The organism is Methyloferula stellata AR4 (assembly GCF_000385335.1).
Classification (GTDB): domain Bacteria; phylum Pseudomonadota; class Alphaproteobacteria; order Rhizobiales; family Beijerinckiaceae; genus Methyloferula; species Methyloferula stellata.
The window spans coordinates 334945-352212 of the sequence record NZ_ARWA01000001.1 but is presented as its reverse complement, the minus strand read 5'-3'; the positions used below and the strand labels follow the sequence as shown (position 1 = coordinate 352212).

Annotated in this window: 19 protein-coding genes; 13 read left to right on the top strand and 6 right to left on the bottom strand. The window is 60.9% G+C overall.

Going from position 1 to position 17268, the window contains the following annotated elements; translation table 11 throughout:
* Positions 1-133 precede the first annotated feature (133 nt).
* Positions 134-2233, top strand: a complete 2100-nt coding sequence (locus tag A3OQ_RS0101760; RefSeq protein WP_020173633.1) for a membrane protein — start codon at positions 134-136, stop codon at positions 2231-2233.
* 20 nt (positions 2234-2253) lie between these two features.
* On the opposite strand, the gene A3OQ_RS0101755 is transcribed toward A3OQ_RS0101760, so the two are convergent.
* The 3 genes from A3OQ_RS0101755 to A3OQ_RS0101745 form a co-directional block, all read right to left on the bottom strand.
* A complete protein-coding gene (locus A3OQ_RS0101755; protein ID WP_152428282.1) occupies positions 2254-2901 on the bottom strand; it encodes a hypothetical protein in 648 nt (215 codons plus the stop codon).
* Between the two features lie 90 nt (positions 2902-2991).
* Entirely contained in the window at positions 2992-3489 is a 498-nt protein-coding gene (locus A3OQ_RS0101750; RefSeq protein ID WP_020173631.1) for a GNAT family N-acetyltransferase, read from the bottom strand.
* Between the two features lie 204 nt (positions 3490-3693).
* Positions 3694-4185, bottom strand: a complete 492-nt coding sequence (locus A3OQ_RS0101745) for an NUDIX domain-containing protein (RefSeq protein ID WP_020173630.1) — start codon at positions 4183-4185, stop codon at positions 3694-3696.
* A gap of 56 nt (positions 4186-4241) precedes the next feature.
* On the opposite strand from A3OQ_RS0101745, the gene mbfA reads away from it, so the two are divergent.
* The 4 genes from mbfA to A3OQ_RS23325 all read left to right on the top strand — a co-directional run bounded on the left by mbfA (position 4242) and on the right by A3OQ_RS23325 (position 8710).
* Positions 4242-5213: an iron exporter MbfA gene (mbfA, locus tag A3OQ_RS0101740; RefSeq protein ID WP_020173629.1), complete on the top strand. Its 972-nt coding sequence runs from the start codon at positions 4242-4244 to the stop codon at positions 5211-5213.
* A gap of 153 nt (positions 5214-5366) precedes the next feature.
* A complete protein-coding gene (locus A3OQ_RS0101735; protein ID WP_020173628.1) occupies positions 5367-6278 on the top strand; it encodes a hypothetical protein in 912 nt (303 codons plus the stop codon).
* Positions 6279-6382: 104 nt separating this feature from the next.
* Positions 6383-7270, top strand: a complete 888-nt coding sequence (locus A3OQ_RS0101730; RefSeq protein ID WP_020173627.1) for a metallophosphoesterase family protein — start codon at positions 6383-6385, stop codon at positions 7268-7270.
* Positions 7271-7438: 168 nt separating this feature from the next.
* Positions 7439-8710, top strand: a complete 1272-nt coding sequence (locus A3OQ_RS23325; protein WP_051116010.1) for a YXWGXW repeat-containing protein — start codon at positions 7439-7441, stop codon at positions 8708-8710.
* A 15-nt stretch (positions 8711-8725) separates the two neighbouring features.
* Here the strand turns inward: A3OQ_RS23325 and A3OQ_RS0101720 are convergent, their stop codons facing one another.
* Both A3OQ_RS0101720 and A3OQ_RS0101715 read right to left on the bottom strand, forming a co-directional pair.
* Positions 8726-9436: a hypothetical protein gene (locus A3OQ_RS0101720; RefSeq protein ID WP_020173626.1), complete on the bottom strand. Its 711-nt coding sequence runs from the start codon at positions 9434-9436 to the stop codon at positions 8726-8728.
* A 118-nt stretch (positions 9437-9554) separates the two neighbouring features.
* The gene (locus tag A3OQ_RS0101715) at positions 9555-10496 is read right to left on the bottom strand and encodes a Tim44 domain-containing protein (RefSeq protein WP_026595380.1); all 942 of its coding nucleotides are present in this window, start codon (positions 10494-10496) and stop codon (positions 9555-9557) included.
* A 185-nt stretch (positions 10497-10681) separates the two neighbouring features.
* Between A3OQ_RS0101715 and A3OQ_RS0101710 the strand changes: the two genes are divergently transcribed.
* From A3OQ_RS0101710 to A3OQ_RS0101690, 5 genes are all read left to right on the top strand, one after another.
* Positions 10682-11323 (top strand): TetR/AcrR family transcriptional regulator, encoded by a 642-nt coding sequence (locus tag A3OQ_RS0101710; RefSeq protein ID WP_020173623.1) that lies wholly within the window; start codon positions 10682-10684, stop codon positions 11321-11323.
* A gap of 149 nt (positions 11324-11472) precedes the next feature.
* Positions 11473-11985 carry a DUF2852 domain-containing protein gene (locus A3OQ_RS21110; RefSeq protein ID WP_020173622.1) on the top strand — a complete coding sequence of 171 codons (513 nt, stop codon included), beginning with the start codon at positions 11473-11475 and terminating at the stop codon, positions 11983-11985.
* 60 nt (positions 11986-12045) lie between these two features.
* Entirely contained in the window at positions 12046-12438 is a 393-nt protein-coding gene (locus tag A3OQ_RS0101700; protein ID WP_020173621.1) for a DUF2306 domain-containing protein, read from the top strand.
* Between the two features lie 116 nt (positions 12439-12554).
* A complete protein-coding gene (locus tag A3OQ_RS0101695) occupies positions 12555-12821 on the top strand; it encodes a nucleotidyltransferase family protein (RefSeq protein ID WP_244427073.1) in 267 nt (88 codons plus the stop codon).
* Positions 12821-13171: a HepT-like ribonuclease domain-containing protein gene (locus A3OQ_RS0101690; protein WP_020173619.1), complete on the top strand. Its 351-nt coding sequence runs from the start codon at positions 12821-12823 to the stop codon at positions 13169-13171. Before A3OQ_RS0101695 ends, A3OQ_RS0101690 begins: the two co-directional genes overlap by 1 nt.
* A gap of 1 nt (position 13172) precedes the next feature.
* Here the strand turns inward: A3OQ_RS0101690 and arfB are convergent, their stop codons facing one another.
* Positions 13173-13595 (bottom strand): alternative ribosome rescue aminoacyl-tRNA hydrolase ArfB, encoded by a 423-nt coding sequence (gene arfB / locus A3OQ_RS0101685; protein WP_020173618.1) that lies wholly within the window; start codon positions 13593-13595, stop codon positions 13173-13175.
* Positions 13596-13689: 94 nt separating this feature from the next.
* On the opposite strand from arfB, the gene A3OQ_RS0101680 reads away from it, so the two are divergent.
* The 3 genes from A3OQ_RS0101680 (at position 13690) to A3OQ_RS0101670 (ending at position 17256) form a co-directional block, all read left to right on the top strand.
* Positions 13690-14679: an extensin-like domain-containing protein gene (locus tag A3OQ_RS0101680; protein WP_020173617.1), complete on the top strand. Its 990-nt coding sequence runs from the start codon at positions 13690-13692 to the stop codon at positions 14677-14679.
* A gap of 78 nt (positions 14680-14757) precedes the next feature.
* Positions 14758-14982, top strand: coding sequence for a hypothetical protein (locus A3OQ_RS0101675; protein WP_020173616.1), 225 nt, complete (start codon positions 14758-14760; stop codon positions 14980-14982).
* 78 nt (positions 14983-15060) lie between these two features.
* The gene (locus A3OQ_RS0101670; protein ID WP_020173615.1) at positions 15061-17256 is read left to right on the top strand and encodes a hybrid sensor histidine kinase/response regulator; all 2196 of its coding nucleotides are present in this window, start codon (positions 15061-15063) and stop codon (positions 17254-17256) included.
* The last annotated feature ends 12 nt before the right edge of the window (positions 17257-17268 follow it).

Genomic DNA, 17268 nt, shown 5'->3' with positions numbered 1-17268 from the left:
GTGCTTTTCTCTATGTGGAAGTTATTTAACGAGACTTAGACGAAGGAAAGCCGTATTCGGCGCTTAAGCGCCAATATTAAGATTCCGCTCGCTTAACCCTCTTCCGTAGGAGAGGATTGGACGAATAATCCAAATGAACGATTTCAACCTGTCCTTCACGCCGCTTCTGCCCCTGCCGCTTTTCGCGGTGCTGGGGATTTGCGCGCTGATCGTCGTCGGGCTTGGCTTTTATGCGCGCCGGCGCGGCACGTTTCTGCGAGCTGTCGGCTTTGCGCTTCTGCTGCTGGCCTTGGCCGATCCCGCCATCGTGCGCGAGGATCGCGAGCCACTGAAGGATGTGGTCGCCATTGTCGTCGATCGCAGCGGCAGCCAGACCATCGGCGAACGGCCGCAGCAGACGGAAAAGGCGAAAGCGGCGCTTGAAAAAAGTCTCGATGCCTTGGGCCATGTCGACGTCCGCGTCATCGAGAGCGGCCGCACGGATGCCGACAGCGACGGGACGCAGCTCTTCTCGGCCCTGAATACCGGCCTCGCCGACGTTCCGGCCGAACGCGTCGGCGGCGTCTTCATGATCACCGACGGCGTCGTGCACGACATTCCGAAAGATGTCGAAGCGCTCGGCATCAAAGCGCCCCTGCATGCCCTGATCACCGGCCATGAAGGCGAGCGCGACCGCCGCATCGAGCTTCTGGATGCGCCGCGTTTCGGCATTGTCGGCAAGGACCAGACGATCGAGCTGCGCGTCGACGACACCGGCAGCAAGGGTGAGCCGGTCGTGCTGCACGTGCGCCGCGACGGCAACCCGATCGCCAATGTCACGGCGCATCCGGGCGAACGTATCCGCATTCCGGTGCGGATCGAACATGGCGGGCAGAATGTCGTCGAGATCGAAGTCGATGCCTTGCCGGATGAACTGACGGCCATCAACAATAAGGCCGTGCTGTCGATCGACGGCGTGCGCGACAAGCTCAAAGTTCTGCTCGTCTCCGGCGAACCGCATCAGGGCGAGCGCATGTGGCGCAATCTTCTGAAGTCGGACGCCAATGTCGAATTGGTGCATTTCACCATTCTGCGGCCGCCGGAGAAGCAGGACGGCACGCCGATCAACGAACTCTCGCTGATCGCTTTCCCGACGGCCGATCTCTTCGGCCGCAAGATCACCGATTTCGACCTGATCATCTTCGACCGCTATTCGAATCAGAGCGTGCTGCCGACAATCTATCTCGACAATATCGTGCGCTATGTCCGCGATGGCGGCGCGTTGCTCTTCGCCGCCGGGCCGGATTTCGCGCGGCCCGAAGGCCTGTTCTATTCGCCGCTCGGCCGCATCGCGCCGGCACGGCCCGACGGCAGCCTGACCGAACATGCGTTCCGCGCCGTCGTGACGTCCGATGGCGCGAAACATCCGGTGACGCGCGGCCTTGCGGGGGCGGATCAAAATCCGCCCGCCTGGAGCCAATGGTTCCGGCAGGTCAATGCGGACGTCGCGCGCGGCACGAGCGTCTTGTCCGGCGCGGACGGTAAGCCGCTGCTCGTGCTGTCGCGCGAAGGCAAGGGCCGCGTCGCGCTTCTCCTCACCGATCAGATGTGGCTCTGGGCGCGCGGCTTCGAGGGCGGCGGCCCGCATCTCGATCTGTCGCGCCGGCTCGCGCATTGGCTGATGAAAGAGCCGGACCTCGAAGAAGAAGCTTTGCGCGCCACAGTCGAAGGCCATGATCTCGTCATCGAGCGCCAGAGCCTGAAAGATCAAGTCCCGCCCGTCAAAGTCACGGCGCCCTCCGGCAAGCAGGAGACGGTGACGCTGAGCCCTGCCGAGCCGGGATTGTCCCGCGCACGCGTGAAGACGGATGAGATCGGGCTTTATCGGCTGACCGATGGCCAGCTCTCCGTGCTGGCAAACGTCGGCCCCGAGAATCCGCGCGAGTTCCAGGAAGTCGTCTCGACGCCCGATAAGCTGAAACCGCTCGCCGAGGCGACGGGCGGCACGGTGCGGCGAATCGCGACCGACGCGACTGGCGATATCGCTTTGCCGCGGTTGGTCGCCATGCGCGAAAGCCCGGTCTATGGCGGCCCGGATTATGCCGCGATCAAGCGGACGGGTACGAGCGAAGTGAAGGGCGTCGGCGTCGCGCCGCTCGCCATCGGATTCTTGGGCCTGCTCTTCTTGCTCGCGAGCCTGCTCGGAACATGGGCGGTCGAGGGGCGGAGGAACGCGGGGCTGCGGAAGGGGTGATTGTCCGCGGCGCTCGCGCGTCAATGCCAGTTGCTTGCCGCTTCCGCGCATAGGCGCTTGAACCCAGCAATGGCCTCATTATTCGTCTTCGCTTGATAGGAGCCGTCCAACACGTAGGTGTCAGTGCCTTTGGGCGTAAAAATCCTGATCGTGCTTTTGGGCGGCAGGCTGATCTGTTTTAAAAACCGGTAGACGGAGCCGGCGAGGCTGAGACGTTGCTCCGCGCCGCTGCTCACGCCGCTGATCGTGCCCCAAAGATAATGCAGATTGAGAGAGGATTCCCCATTGACGACAATGCTGGCCTCTCTGAGCGGCGAATCCTCAAAGCCATAGGGCGACTCGCTTTGCATCACCGGGCGTTCCTGCGGGATGGCATTCGCTTTCACGCCGACGGAGAAATCGGTGTCGGAACATTGCGCCTCGAAACGGAAAAACGACTCCTGGAGCGGTTTTTTTTGATCGCCGTCGTGACTTTCGGGATGGGCTTCCGCAGCCGATAATTGATCGAGATCGGCGGGCGAGCGGAGCGTTCCGACAATCCAGACGGTCTTGTCTGTCACGCCCTGTCGCCAGATCGACCCAAGCGGGCTTTCGTCGGCCATAGTAGGGGTGAGGCCAGTGGACATCATCAGCATGGCGACGGCGATCTGGACTTTCATCCTAGTCAAGCGATCTCTCCTGATCCAACTTCAATCAATCGTTTCGCACACTCACAAGCTCACGCTAAAAAAACAAGAGATCGCGGCCATCGACGGGCATTATGCCCGAAGCACTTTGCCCCTCACGCCGTCGAAGGCGTCTTCGGTCAATTCGCAATAAAGAAGCCGTTCAGGATCGACGGGGCCCGGAAAAATCAGCCTTCCGGGCGGCACGGGTTTGAATCCCATGCGCCCATAATAGGGCATGTCGCCGACGAGCAGGACGAGGCCATGGCCATTGGCCTTGGCGGCTTCGAGCGATTTCATGACCAGCGCCTCGCCGATGCCGCCCGAGCGGAAGGCGGGTTCGACCGTGAGCGGTCCCAATAGAAGCGCCGGCGTCTCGCCGCAGCGGATGCGCGTCATGCGATTGGCACCGACAAGCAGCGTTCCGACGCGGGCCACGAATGACAGCGCATAGTCCGGCGCGACGCGCTCGCGCAGACGATAGGCGGAACGCGCAAAACGGCCGGGGCCGAAAGCGCGCTCATCGAGTTTCTCGATGGCGGCAAGATCGGCTGGCGTCTGCGGCACAAGGACGAGGGAAAGATCGGTCATGAACTCAGGGTAGACGGAACCCTCTCCCATTGGGAGAGGGTGGTCGGCGGGGCCGACCGGGTGAGGGGTTACGATCGGGCAATCAAAGGAGATTGTAACCCCTCATCCGCCCCGTTTCACGGGGCACCTTCTCCCACAGGGAGAAGGTTAGCGCACCATGATTTGATGCTTATCTTCCAAGGCCATTAACGCATACGATTCGCCTTACCATATATGAGACGGCGGCAGGTTCTCCCAAACCTCGCGGAGCCTTGCCCGAGTCGCCGGGCTCGTTCCGTCCGGCAAGGCATCGGGGCTGAAAAAGCCGATCTCAGCGATCTCCCAATCGGGTAAGCGCGGCGCGGTTTGGTGGAAGCCGCGCACCACATAGCAAGCCACATGATGGCTGCGCCAGCCCCGCCGCTGCAGGAAAATGCCATGCAGCAGAGGCGGCGCATCGATCGCGATATGCGCTTCCTCGGCCAATTCGCGGGCAAGACATGCGCTCAGCGTTTCGCCGGGTTCTATGCCGCCGCCGGGCAGATACCAGCCCTCAAGATAGGTGTGCCGCACCAGCAAAACCCGGCCGTCCGGGTCAATGACGATACCGCGGACGCCGAGGCCAACAGGCTGCATGAGACGCTGACGCAGGCGGACGGCGCCTTCCAGCCAGGCCTTGGGCGATGCGGCAAGCCTTCGCAGTTGCGTCAGGCTCATAGCCTGTTTAGAAGCATTCAAAACTAAAAGCCTATCAGACATCCGGAGAATGAAGGGTGAAAAGTCTCGAACAGCTCACCGAGCGTGAAATCCTTTCGGTCGCCATATCATCCGAGGAAGACGACAACCGCGTCTATATGGCTTTTGCCGAGGATCTGAAGGAACGCTATCCAGCCACGGCCAAGCTGTTTACGGATATGGCGCAAGTCGAAGTCTATCATCACGACGCGCTTCTGAAGCTTTACGAAGAAAAATTCGGCAAGCAATTGCTGCCGATCCGCGCCTCCGACATCAAGGGATTCATCAAGCGCCCGCCGATCTGGCTCACCCGCAACCTGCCCTTGAGCAAAGTGCGCATGGAAGCCGAAATCCGCGAGGCCGAAACCGCGGCCTTCTATACGAAATGTGCCCAGCGCGCGACGGACGACAAGGTGCGCCAGCTCCTGCGCGAACTCGCAGTGGCGGAACGCGGCCACGAACAGCTCGCGATCGAACTCGAGACCCAGGCGCTTCCGCCCGACGTTCGCGAAAAGGAAGACAAGGCGCGCACCCGCATGTTCGTGCTGCAATATGTGCAGCCGGGCCTCGCGGGCCTGATGGATGGATCCGTCTCGACTCTGGGTCCCTTGTTCGCGGCGGCCTTCGCGACGCACAGCAATTGGCAGACCTTTCTCGTCGGTCTCGCGGCTTCGCTCGGCGCCGGCATCAGCATGGCATTCGCCGAGGCGCTTTCCGACGACGGCTCGATCACCGGGCGTGGCTCGCCGGTCTTGCGCGGCGCCGTCACCGGTCTGATGACGACGCTCGGCGGTCTTGGCCATACTTTGCCCTATCTCGTGCCGGATTCCCTGCACAACGCTTTTTGGATCGCGACCGGCATAGCCGGCACGGTGGTTTTCATCGAGCTTTGGGTGATTGCTTGGGTCCGCGCGCGCTATATGGACACGCCTTTCCTGAAGGCCGTCTTCCAGATCGTGCTCGGCGGCCTGATCGTGCTTGCGACCGGCATTTTGATCGGAGCGTCTTGAGCCTATCCGGGGTCTCGTAAAAGGGGTCTGGACCGGATTGCAACGCAATGGTTTCTTTTAATAGTCGCTAGTTGCGGCGCAGCAGCCTTTAATATCGGCTGTAGAAACTACCGCTGTTGCGAATCGTGGTGACTAGAGTCACTTATTACGTTCATGGCAGATTTGTTCACTGCGGCTGATTGGATTTCCGCCCTCATTTTTTGTGCGGCGTTGGCTATGACTGCGCTGTCGATAAAAGAAATTCGGCTCGCAAGATTACTAATCTGGATAGCATTATTGATTTGTACCGCGAGATGGGGTGCTTGGGCTATGATTACAGAAGCCAACTGGATGATACGAGGTGTGGTTGGCGCCTTAATGGGCGGCTTTATACTGGCCGCGATCCCAGCTGCGTTTCACTGGATAAAAAGTAAGGACGGCGAAGCAGCGGCGCAAACACCTTCAAGCAATTCTGGTGCGATGCCAACCGGTGCACAACAACCTTCGCTTGACCCCCCTCGCGGAAGCACAGGGATAAAGATAACGGGGGGATCAAATATTGATCTATCAGGGAACGTTTCCATCGGACTAGATACAGCTGTCGATGCGAAGGATGTTTCGAATTTAAAAGCCCGAGACAATCTTACGATAGACCCATCTAAGGAGAGTTTTATCATCCCAAGTGCTAACTTAATTTCCAACCTATCGGTGGATGAGTTACGACGCAAAACTGATATGCTAGCCGAAAAATTGGTATCGCTTGAGGCGTCATATGAAAATAAAAAAAACGATATCACTTCGGCATGGATGAACAATAGCCGAGCAAGCCATACTGAAACTGAAAGACATGATGCGTTCGTTAAAATGAGTGATGAAATGAAAATCCTGAACAAAGAAGAAGCTGATTTTTATAAAAGTGACGTCTATTCACAGGTGCGAGCGGTCCTAGAGACATTGATTTATAAGCTGGATATCAAGGTAAAGCCTTCGCAGTTGCCCGTGGCCCTAGGATATGGAGTTTTAGCTGGCCCTTACCCGCTCACAGAAGCGGCCAACGTGTTGAAGAAGTTAGCTATAAGACTTTAGGCTAGATTTCTCTCGCGCTGCCCTGTCGTTCTTCGAAAGCATCAAGCCGGAAAAGTCCGTGGGCTCTTATCGCTGGCTCAGGCGTTGTGGCGTAAAACTCGATCGTGACCTTCCTCCTCGCCCATGTCTCCGATGTGCATCTCGGCCCTTTGCCGCAGCCGCGCCCCGTCGATCTCATCGGCAAGCGGCTGACCGGCTATCTGAACTGGGTGCGCGCAAGGGCGCATATCCACGATATGGAAGTGCTGTCGCGCCTCGTCGCCGATCTCAAGGCGCAGACGCCCGATCATATCGCGATGACCGGCGACATCATGAATATCGCTTTGCCCGAGGAGTTTCCTTTGGGCCGCACCTGGCTCGAAACCCTCGGCTCCGGCGATATGGTGAGCTTCGTGCCGGGCAATCACGATGCCTATGTGCAAAGTGCGATCGCCGCCATCGATGAGACCTTCGCGCCCTGGACGGAAGGCGAGCGCGATACGAGCCACGCCTATCCCTATATGCGCGTCAAAGGCGAGGTCGCGCTGATCGGCGTGACGTCGGGGATCGCGACCGCGCCTTTCATTGCCTCCGGGCGGCTCGGCTACGGACAGATCAAAGCCTGCGAGAGGCTGCTACAGAGCGCGGCGGAGCGCGGCTTGGCGCGCGTCGTCATGATCCATCATCCGCCGCATCGCGGCGGCGCTCCCATCGGCCGCGCGCTGTCGGACGCTTATGACTTCGAACGCATGATCAAACGGACCGGCGCGGAGCTCGTGATCCACGGTCACAATCATAAACTGCAGACCGCACGCATCGAAGGCCCGAGCAGATCTGTTCCGGTGATCGGCGTCGCGTCGGGCTCGGCCGTCGGCGGCACGCCCGATCATCGCGCCGGCTATAATCTCTTTGCGATCGAAGGCCGCGCGGGCGCCTTTACGATCAAGGGGCGCGCGCGTGGCCTCTTGCCGGGCACCAAAGACATCGGCGACCTGGGCGAGATCGTTTTCTAGCGCGGCCATATCGCGGCGGCCTCAGATACATATAGCGATACCTCTTTGCGCGTTTGCACATGACTTGCGGATGAACCCACAATTCACGTCACATTTAGGTGCCATAGGCTTTCATCAAGCTGCATCGCGCGCGCCGCGGTGAGGCATGTTCATTTGAAAAGAGCTTCGATGCGCCTGATCCGCTCTACTTTGCTTTCGATCTTCCTTGGCACTTGCGCCATTTCCGCCATGAGCCCTGCCGCGCAAGCGCAGATCGTCATTGCGGCCGAACTCCCTCCGCCGCCGCTCCCGATCTACGAGCAACCGCCGATTCCGGGACCAGAGGAATGGCTATGGACGCCGGGCTATTGGTCCTATGACGACGCCTATGGCTATTATTGGGTGCCGGGCACCTGGGTTCTGGCGCCGCGGCCGGGGCTTTTGTGGACGCCCGGCTATTGGGCGTTTGAAGGCGGCTCCTACCAATTCATCCCCGGCTATTGGGGAGAGCATGTCGGCTTCTACGGCGGCGTCGCCTATGGCTACGGCTACACCGGCTTTGGCTATGAAGGCGGCTATTGGGAGCACGACCATTTCTTCTATAACCGCACCGTCAACAATATCGTCAACGTCAACATCGAGAACGTCTATTCGAAGAACGTTGTCGTCGAGGAACGCGGACCGCGCATCAGCTTCAACGGTGGACAGGGCGGTCTCAACGTGCGGCCGACGCCGCAGCAATTGAGCTTCGCGCACGAGCAGCACGTCGATCCGACGCCGATGCAACGGCAGCATGTGCAGACCGCAAGTCATGACCCGGCGCTGCGCGAGACGGAGAACAAGGGACGTCCGCCTGTCGCGGCGACTTCGCGTCCGAACGAGTTCAAGGGCAATGGCGTCGTCTCGGCGCAGAGTGCGGGGAGCCGTCCGCAAGGACAGGACATCCCTCATGGAAAGCCGGGCGCTGCGCCTGGGCCCGAGCCGCATGGTGCGCCCGGCGCAAGACCTGCAGAGGGGCATGGACCCAATGAAGGGCGGGGTCCTAACGAAGGGCATGGCCCGGAGGAGCGGCCGAACGCCGTTGCGCCGCATGAACCGGGGCTTGCGCCCGAGCATGGCACTCAGCATGGCAATGAGCCGAGACCGGTCGAGCAGGCGCCCCGTGCCGAACCTCCGCACGCTGAACCTCCGCATGCCGAGCCACAGCAGCACCCTGTCGAGCCGCAGCGCCCGGCCGGGCCGCGCAATGAAATGCAGCATGCCGAACCGCCGCGTCCGATGGAGCCGCGTGAGGCCCCTCATGCGGAACCGCCCCGCGCGGAACCGCCTCGCGCGGAGCCGCACCCGCAGCCTCAGATGCAGCCGCACCCGCAGGCCGAGCCGCACATGCCCGCTGCCGCGCCGCATCCGCAACCACCGCATCCGGCTGGCGGCGAGGAGCATAAGCCCGAGTGGCCGTAAGGCAGGATTGTGCTTTCAGTGATGATGCAGCGCCGACCAGGCCGCGAATAGCGTCAGAAGATAATAGGCACCTGCCGCGACAAGCGTGAAAAGCGCCATCGATCCTAAAAGATCGATGGTGAAACCGAGGATCTGGCGGAAGTCCTGACGCGACTTCCGCGTCTTCGGAGCCGCGGCGGGGGCAGGCACCACGGCGTTTGCAACGGGTGGCTCTGAGGCCTGCGGCGCCGCCTCGGACATCGTATCGGCGGCGAGCGCCTTCTCGCGTTCGACGAGACGTCGCGCGATATAATCCGTGACCGCTTTGACCATGGTCTCGATCTTTTCGCTTTCGGCGAGTTTTACGCGGCCATGCCGTGTATCCTGCAAAAAGCGATAGAGGCGGCGGTCGCGGCCCATTTCGACAAAGCCGATCATGTCGATGAAGAGGCGCGGATGCGCACCCGGCGTCACGCCGACATCGAAGAGATCGACATCTTGCGGCACTTCCGCGAGTACGGGCTCAAGCGCCTCCTGCAACATTTCGAGGCGGGCGAGTTCGGCGCCGCGCAACTCGGCGAGCACTTCGGAATGTTCCGCCTCTTCGACGCGGGCGCGCCTTATCGCGGCTTTGAGCGGCGGTGTGAGGCCGTCTTTCGCGGGCTCTCGCGGCGCGGGCCCAAGTGGCGTGGGCCCAAGTGGCGGGGGCCCAAGTGGCGTTTCCAAATCGCGCGTCCGCTCGTCCAAGGCTTGCGCCTCCTGAAGGGTTTACCTTTCTTAAACTAGAAGGCGAAAATCGGGCAGGCGCAAAAAGAAGAGCGCACGCCTTTTCGAGCGTGCGCTCTTTTAGAATCTGCGGATGAGATCAAGCTTGCTGGAGCGCCGAGAGCTTCCAATCCACCGGCGAGCCGCCGGCCGGGCGCACGAAGGTCCAGACTTCGGTCGCATCATCCGGCCGGCTCGGATCGCCCGAGACAATCCGGCCGGTCGAGCGCTCGACCATCCAGTCGGTGAGCTGAAAGTGCATCGCGACGGTGGCATATTCGCTTCCGCCTTCGCGCCACGCCTCGGCCAGATCGCCTTGCAGAAGCTTCGGCGCGCCGACCTTGTTGACGAGGCCCTTGCTCGCATTCTCCGCCAATTGCTCGGAGAAATAGGAGACCATTTCGGGCGTCATGAGATGCCGCAAGGCTTCGAAGTTCTCCTGACCGAAGGCGGTCTCAATCTCGCTCAAGCGCTGCTCGAACGTGTTGAAATCGGCCGGTTGGATCTGGATTTTTTCACGCGGGGCGGAGCTGCCGCCGCCGAAGCCCGAGAAGGGCGCGCCGCCCGAACTGCCCGCGGGCGTAAAGCTCGAACCCGATCCCGCGAAGCCGGGCTGCCGGCTGCGGAAGAAGTTCAGGGCCAGTTTCACGACCAGGAACAAAAGGCCGATCTGGATCAAAAGACCGAGGATCGAGCTGCCGCCGCCCATGCCGCCGAAGAGGCCATGGCCGAACAGGAGCCCGAAGAGCCCGGCACCCAGAAAACCGCCGAGAAGGCCGCGGCCGAACCCCCCACCGAAAAATCCGCCGGTGTTTCCGAGCGTATTCGGCCGGAAAACGCTGGAATTCGGCGAAGACATGGAGCGATCGATCGGCGAAGCGCCGCGCGGCGACAGGCTGGTCGAGGGCGGCGCGCTGAACGTGCTCGATCCGCGGCTGCCGAAGGAACCGCCGGAGCCCGCGCGCGCGAATGTGTCTCCGGTCATGCCGAGCGCCAGCGCGGCGGCAAGGCCAAGGATCATCGACATATGACGAAGGGACATGGAACTCTCTTTTGAACAGGCCCAACGAAAGGGCCGGACGCGCAGAATATGGGATGGCTTTCGCAAAAGCGCAAAGGTGCCCGCATTGCCAACTGTCGGCCAACTGTCGGCAATGTGTTCTGGAACACGAAGGTAGGCGGCAATGGGACGTCGCAAAGCCGGGCGAGCCGGCTTATCATTGCGCCATGAGACCCAAAAATCCCCTTTTCGGCTGCGGCCCTAAAACCAGTTACCACCACGGCAGCCTGAAGGATGCGCTGATCGAGGCGGCGCGACTGCTTGTCGCCGAGCGCGGTCCGGCCGGGTTTACGCTGGCCGAGGCCGCCAAACGCGTCGGCGTGACGTCGGCGGCGCCCTACCGGCATTTTGCCGACCGCAATGATCTCATGGGCGAATTGGCGCGTCGGGGGTTCGAGCTTTTCGGCCAGCGCCTGGCCGGCGCCTGGGACGAAGGGCGCCCCGATCCGCGTCAGGCCTTGCGGCGGATGGGCTCCGCCTATCTTGCTTTCGCGCGCAGCGAGCCCGGCCTTTATGCCGCAATGTTCGTCAATACGCGCACGCCCGTGTCGCCTGCCTGGGGCGGCGTGGCGGCACTGGCGCTCGACGGGCTGCATCGGGCGACCGATGCCGTTCTCGGCAAGATCGGCCAGAATTCCGCCGAGGCGCGCCAATTGGCCTTCGAGCTTTGGTCTCTGTCGCATGGGGTCGCCATGCTGTCGCTCGCCGGCCATCTCGATCCCGCGCGCGGCGACGATCCGGCCTTGGTTCTCGATCGTGCCGCCGAGGCACTGGTCGAAAACGCGCTGCGAAAGCAAGTGCATTGCTAAGCGCATCGAGGCGAGGCCGGCGGGACTCGAAAGCCGATCAACTTTTTCCTTGGCAGGGTCCGGCATCTCGACTTTTGGAATGTTAATGTCTATAACATTTACATTGAGCCGCTGCGATTACGATCACGGCGGCGACACAGGAGAGAGCCATGAGTGCTTATTCCGGACCGTACCAGCAATCTTATGATCAAGAGCCGCCGCGTCATCATCGCCATGGCTGCGGCAGCTTCCGCTGGCGGCCGATCGAGATCGTCGCGATGATTTTGGGCTTCGTGTTCTTCTGGCCGGTCGGCCTTGCGATCGTGCTCTGGAAGGTCTGGCAGCGCAAACATGATTACGAAGGCGATCTGTCGACATTCATTCAGGAGAAGTGGCAGGCGAAGCGGGAATGGGCCATGGCTCATAAAGCTGAATGGGGCTGCGGTGCCTCGCGCTTTTCAGGCTTCGGCCCGCGTTCGTCCGGCAATGCCGCCTTCGACGAATGGCGTGGCGCCGAACTCGCAAGGCTTGAAGAGGAGCGTCAGAAGCTCGTCGCCGCCGAGCGCGAATTCGGAGACTTCATGGAAAATCTGCGCCGCGCCAAGGATCGCGAAGAATTCGATCGCTTCATGAATGCCCGCCGCAACTGGCAGCAGCCGCCGAGCGATGCACCTACGGCCTAATCCCAAAAAGTTGCAGACTTTTTGGATCAGATTATGCGGTGAAAGAAAGTGGGTCGGCGCATGAGTCTCGCGCCGATCCTGGCTTCGTCCGCCGCCATTCAGTTTCATCTGGCGGCGGCGGTTTTGGCCCTGGGCCTCGGATCGGCGGTGCTCGTGATGCGCAAGGGAACGCTTGCGCATCGATGGATCGGTTGGGCGTGGATAGGCGTGATGCTCGCCGTGGCTTTATCGTCCTTTGCGATCACGTCGATCTGGCCCGGCCATTACAGCCCGATCCATATTCTCTCGATCATCACTTTGATCTCGCTGCCGGCGGCGGTCTGGCTGCGGCGGCGCGGTCAGATTAAAGCGCATGCGATCACGATGGTCTCGACCTTCTCGGGACTTCTGATCGCTGGTGTCTTTACGCTTGCGCCGGGGCGACTGCTGCACGCGGCGATATTTGGGCTGTGAGTTTAAAAAACTCTCGTTCTGGCCCTGCGCGATCAATGGAATCGGGACGGCGGTGGAAATCGGCTTCCTGTTTGTGCTATATTTAATTTATGGAACGCGATGAAGCCATTAGCCGATTGCGATATCACGAAGCCGATTTGAAGCGGCTGGGCGTCGAACGTCTTTATATGTTCGGCTCGACAGCGCGCGGCGAGGCCAAAGCCGATTCCGACATCGACCTATTTTTCGACTACGAAAAAGGTAAGCTCGGCCTTTTTGAATTGATGGATGTCAAGGACTACGCGGCCCGCATTCTCGATCGCAAGACCGATATTATGACGCGCGACAGCCTTCACAAGACCTTGCGGCGGCGGATCGAAGATACAGCCATCCGCGTGTTTTAGTGGCTGCGCGCGCGCTCATCCCGCGGTTGACGGATATCGTAGAGGCCATTGAGCGCATTCGCGACGTGCTGGCAAATACACCTATCGACGCTTTCGAAGCCGATTGGCAGCGCCAATGGCTGGTGGAGCGCGGTATCGAGATTATTTCTGAGGCGAGCCGTCATCTCACAGATGAGTTGAAAGCCCGTCACCCGGAAATTCCTTGGCAGAAAGTGGCTGGCATCGGCAATGTACTGCGCCACGATTACGAAAGCATCGCGGCGCCTATCCTATGGAAGCTGGCACGGGATGATCTTCCTGCCTTGGAACAGGTGTGCCGGCAAGAACTCAAAGCGGCGGAAGAGCCGTAGATCAATCCTCCCGGCTCTGCCGCAACCGCTTCGTTGCGCCGTGTTTCACCTTGCTGTCGACGCGGCGCTTGCGCGAGGCGAGTGTCGGCCTTGTTTTGACGCGCGGCTTTTCCCGTTCCAAAGCTTTCGCGATCAGCGCGACCAGCCGGGCGATCGCATCTTCCTTATTGCGGTTCTGGGTCCGGAACCTTTGCGCGAAAAGCACCAGCACGCCGTCGCCCGTTAACCGGCTACCGGCAAGACGCGAAAGCCGCCGCTTGGTTTCATCATCAAGCGAAGGCGAAGCCCAGACGTCGAAGCGCAATTCGACGGCGGTCTCGACCTTATTGACGTTCTGACCCCCCGGCCCGCTGGCGCGCACGGTCGAGAAGACGAGTTCGCCGTCATCTATGGCCTGTCTTTCGGTGATCTCGATTTTGGCCATGCCTTCGATCTTCGTATTTGGCAGTTTTGGAATTTGGAATGCGTTAACCCCGATGGTTTAGCGCGCCTTAAAGAATTCCGCACAAATTGCGCCAATGGCGCGTCGCGTTTTGCCATATGCGGTGGCAGCTCTGGTCCTCGGACTTGCCGGCTGCTCCAATTATCAGTCGGCTCAGCGTCCTGCCTGGCGCGGCCAAGCTGAAAACGCATGTCTGTCGCAAAACCTCGTCCATGTCTCGGCCTATCTGCAACCGTCGCGCGAGATCGACGGGCCGGGCATTTGCGGCCTCTATCATCCGTTCAAGGTGACGGCCCTGCAAAACGGCGAGGTCGCACTGAATTCGACGGCTTTGCTCGGCTGTCCGATGATCGCCGAACTTGACGCCTGGCTCGCCGACGTGGTGCAGCCCTTGGCGCAGGCGCGGTTCGGCCAGCGCGTCGTCGAGATCAATTCGATGGGCGCCTATTCCTGTCGCAGCATGAACAATCAATATGGCGCGCCGGTTTCCGAACATGCCTTCGGCAATGCTATCGACATCGGCGGTTTCAGGCTCGCCGATGGGCGCGAGATTTCGATCGTGCGCGACTGGACGCGCGGCGACGATCAGACCCAGGCCTTTTTGCGCGACGTGCAGGCGGGCGCCTGCACGCATTTCACGACGGTGCTCGCGCCGGGCTCGAACGTGTTTCACTACAATCATATTCATGTCGATCTCGCGATGCACGGCAACACATCGACGGGCGCCCGCCGCATCTGCAAACCGGCGCCGCAGATGACCTTGCCCGCGCCGCCGAGCGACGGGCTGCCCGAGGCGCCTGCGATCGACGACGAAACCGATATCGCACAAGGCCGTGCGCCGCAGCCGGCCATGGCTTTGCACGCAGGGCCGGGAAGCCCCGTCGCCAGCCTGCCGCCGGCCTATACGGCGCCCGCCTATACGTCTTCGACCCGGCCGCCGCAGTCTTCGGCCTATGCGCCGGCGCCTCAGCCGCCGGCGCGCGGCAGCATGCGCGAGGACGGCGCTTTCGTGCCCGAAGGCCGCCCTGAAGAGTGGGATATCACCTCCTCTATCGCGCCGCGCTGATGGCTGCGTTTTGAGGCAATCGCGCAACCAAGTCTGTCTCGCTTAGTTGTTACAGTGGACCAACGCGAGGAGGGCCGCATGGTAAAGCTCATGGACAAGGCGAAAGCTGCGAGATCAGTCCCGCCGCGGGGGGCGCCCGCGCGAAAACCGGCTGCCGCGCCGCAAACGCGCAGCGAGACCGAATGGCCGGCGGAAGGGCCGCATGCCCGCGCCGATCTTATTAACGAGGCGGCGACGCCGGGCTCCGGCCTTTTTTCCAGCAAAGCCAAACGCGGCGGCAAAGTCGATCCTGGAGCCGGTTGAGCGTTGCAGACTTGACAACTTGCTCTAGTGTTGAGGTCATGCCCAAAGCGGCAGCCATAAAAGGCGGACCAAAGACACGTGCCCATTGGCTCGGAACCCGAACGGATCGACGGACGTCCCCTGGCCGTCCGGCCGCGCCGCATCCTGCTTCTGGCCGGTGTCGTGGTCGTCTTGGCGCTATGCGCCGCGACGGCATTGGTGATTTGGCAGTTGCGCACCCAGGAAATCCGCGCCGCGAAGCGCGAATTGATCACGCTCGACGTCCTTCTTGTCGAGGAAACCGAACGCGCCTTGCAAAGCGTCGATCTCGTCTTGCGCAATCTGCAGGAGAAAATCGCAGCCGATGGTGTAACGACTGTCGAGGATTATGTGCGCACCCAAAGCGGCCAGGAGACGCACGAGCTTTTGCGTTCGAAGATCACCGGCATTCCGCAGATCCAGGCCGTCGCGCTGATCGGTGCGGACGGGCATCTCATCAATTCATCGCGCGACGACTTGAACCCCGCGATCAATGTGTCCGGCCGGGATTATTTCGAAGCGATGCGCGGGGCTCCGGCAGACGCGCCCTTTCTCGCCGATCTTGCGCCGACGCGCGGGGCGCAGACATGGAGCATGTTTCTCGTAAGGCGGGTGAGCGCGCCCGACGGGACATTCCTCGGCTTGATCCGCGGTTCGATCGATGTCGGCTATTTCGAAAACCTTTATAAGGCGCTTGAAATCGGCGATGGCGCCGCCGTCGCCCTGTGGCGCGAGGACGGTACGCTTCTCGCCCGCTATCCGCCTGTGGTCGGCGGCGCGCGCAGCTTTAGAAGCAATGTCATCGCCGGGCGGCCGCATCTTGGCGTCCCGCAGACCTATAGCGTCGAACATTCTTCCGGTGATGGTCTGGCGCGGCTTTTCGCGACCATTACCGCGAAACAATTCCCCGTCGTCGTGACCGTGGGGCAGACCTTCGACGAAATATTGAAAGATTGGCGGCATGTCGCGACGCTCATCGTTGCGAGTGCCATTCTCTGTATCACCGCGGTTATTTTGAGCCTCTGGCTGCTCGCGCGGCAGTTCGCGGCCTATGAGGCTTTGCATATTGCGATGCAGCAGCGCGGCGCGGCCGAGGCGGCGCGGATCGAGGTCGAAGAACAATTGCGCCAGGCCCAGAAGCTCGAAGCCATCGGCCAGCTCACCGGCGGCATCGCGCATGATTTCAACAATCTTCTGACGGCCGTGATGGGCAATCTCGAACTTTTGATAAAGCATATAGGCAGTGCCGATCCGCGTCTGCCGCGCTGGGCGAAGAGCGCTTTCGAAGCCGCCAAGCGCGGCGCGATGCTGACCCAGCATCTGCTTGCCTTTTCGCGGCGCCAGCCGCTCGACCCGAAACCCACGGATATCGTGCAGCTTTTGGACTCCATGCTGGAGCTTCTCTGCCGCACGCTCGGCGAGAACATCGAGATCAAGACCATGGTTGCAGATGGCCTCTGGCGAGCCTTCGTCGATGTCAATCAGCTCGACAATGCGATCCTCAATATTGCGATCAATGCGCGCGACGCCATGGAAGGCAAAGGCCGGCTGCTGATCGAAGCCCATAACGTCGTGGTCGATGCCGAGACCTCCGCGCAATTGGACATAGAGAGCGGTGGTTATGTACTTGTTTCGATCAGCGACACGGGCAAAGGCATAGCCAAGCACGTGCTCGACAGGGTCTTCGAGCCTTTCTTCACCACGAAACCCATCGGGCAAGGCACTGGATTGGGCTTGAGCCAAGTCTATGGCTTTCTGAAGCAGACCGGCGGGAAAGCCGCGCTTGAAAGCGAACTTGGACATGGCACCACGGTTAGAATCTATCTGCCGCGCGCGGTGGCCGATGAGCCCGCCGTGTTAAGACCTGCGTCCTTGGCCGAAAAGACCAAAGCCGATGCGGGCAGCGTGATTCTTGTGGTCGAAGACGAGGACGACGTGCGCGCCTATATGGTCGAGATTTTGATCGATCTCGGCCATGCCGTGCGCGAAGCCCGGAATGCAACGGAAGCGCTCGATATTTTGCGGCGGGATCAAACCATAATCCTGCTTTTGACGGATATAGGCCTTCCGGGACTGAACGGGCGCGAACTCGCCAAGCAGGCTTTGATCTTGCGGCCCGATCTCAAGACGCTTTTTGCAAGTGGCTATGCGCGCCAGGCCATCATGCACAATGACCGTCTGGACGAAGGCGTCGAGCTTCTCGTCAAGCCTTTCACGCACGAGGAATTGGCACAGAAGGTTCGCCTTGTCCTTTAAACAGCTTTTATC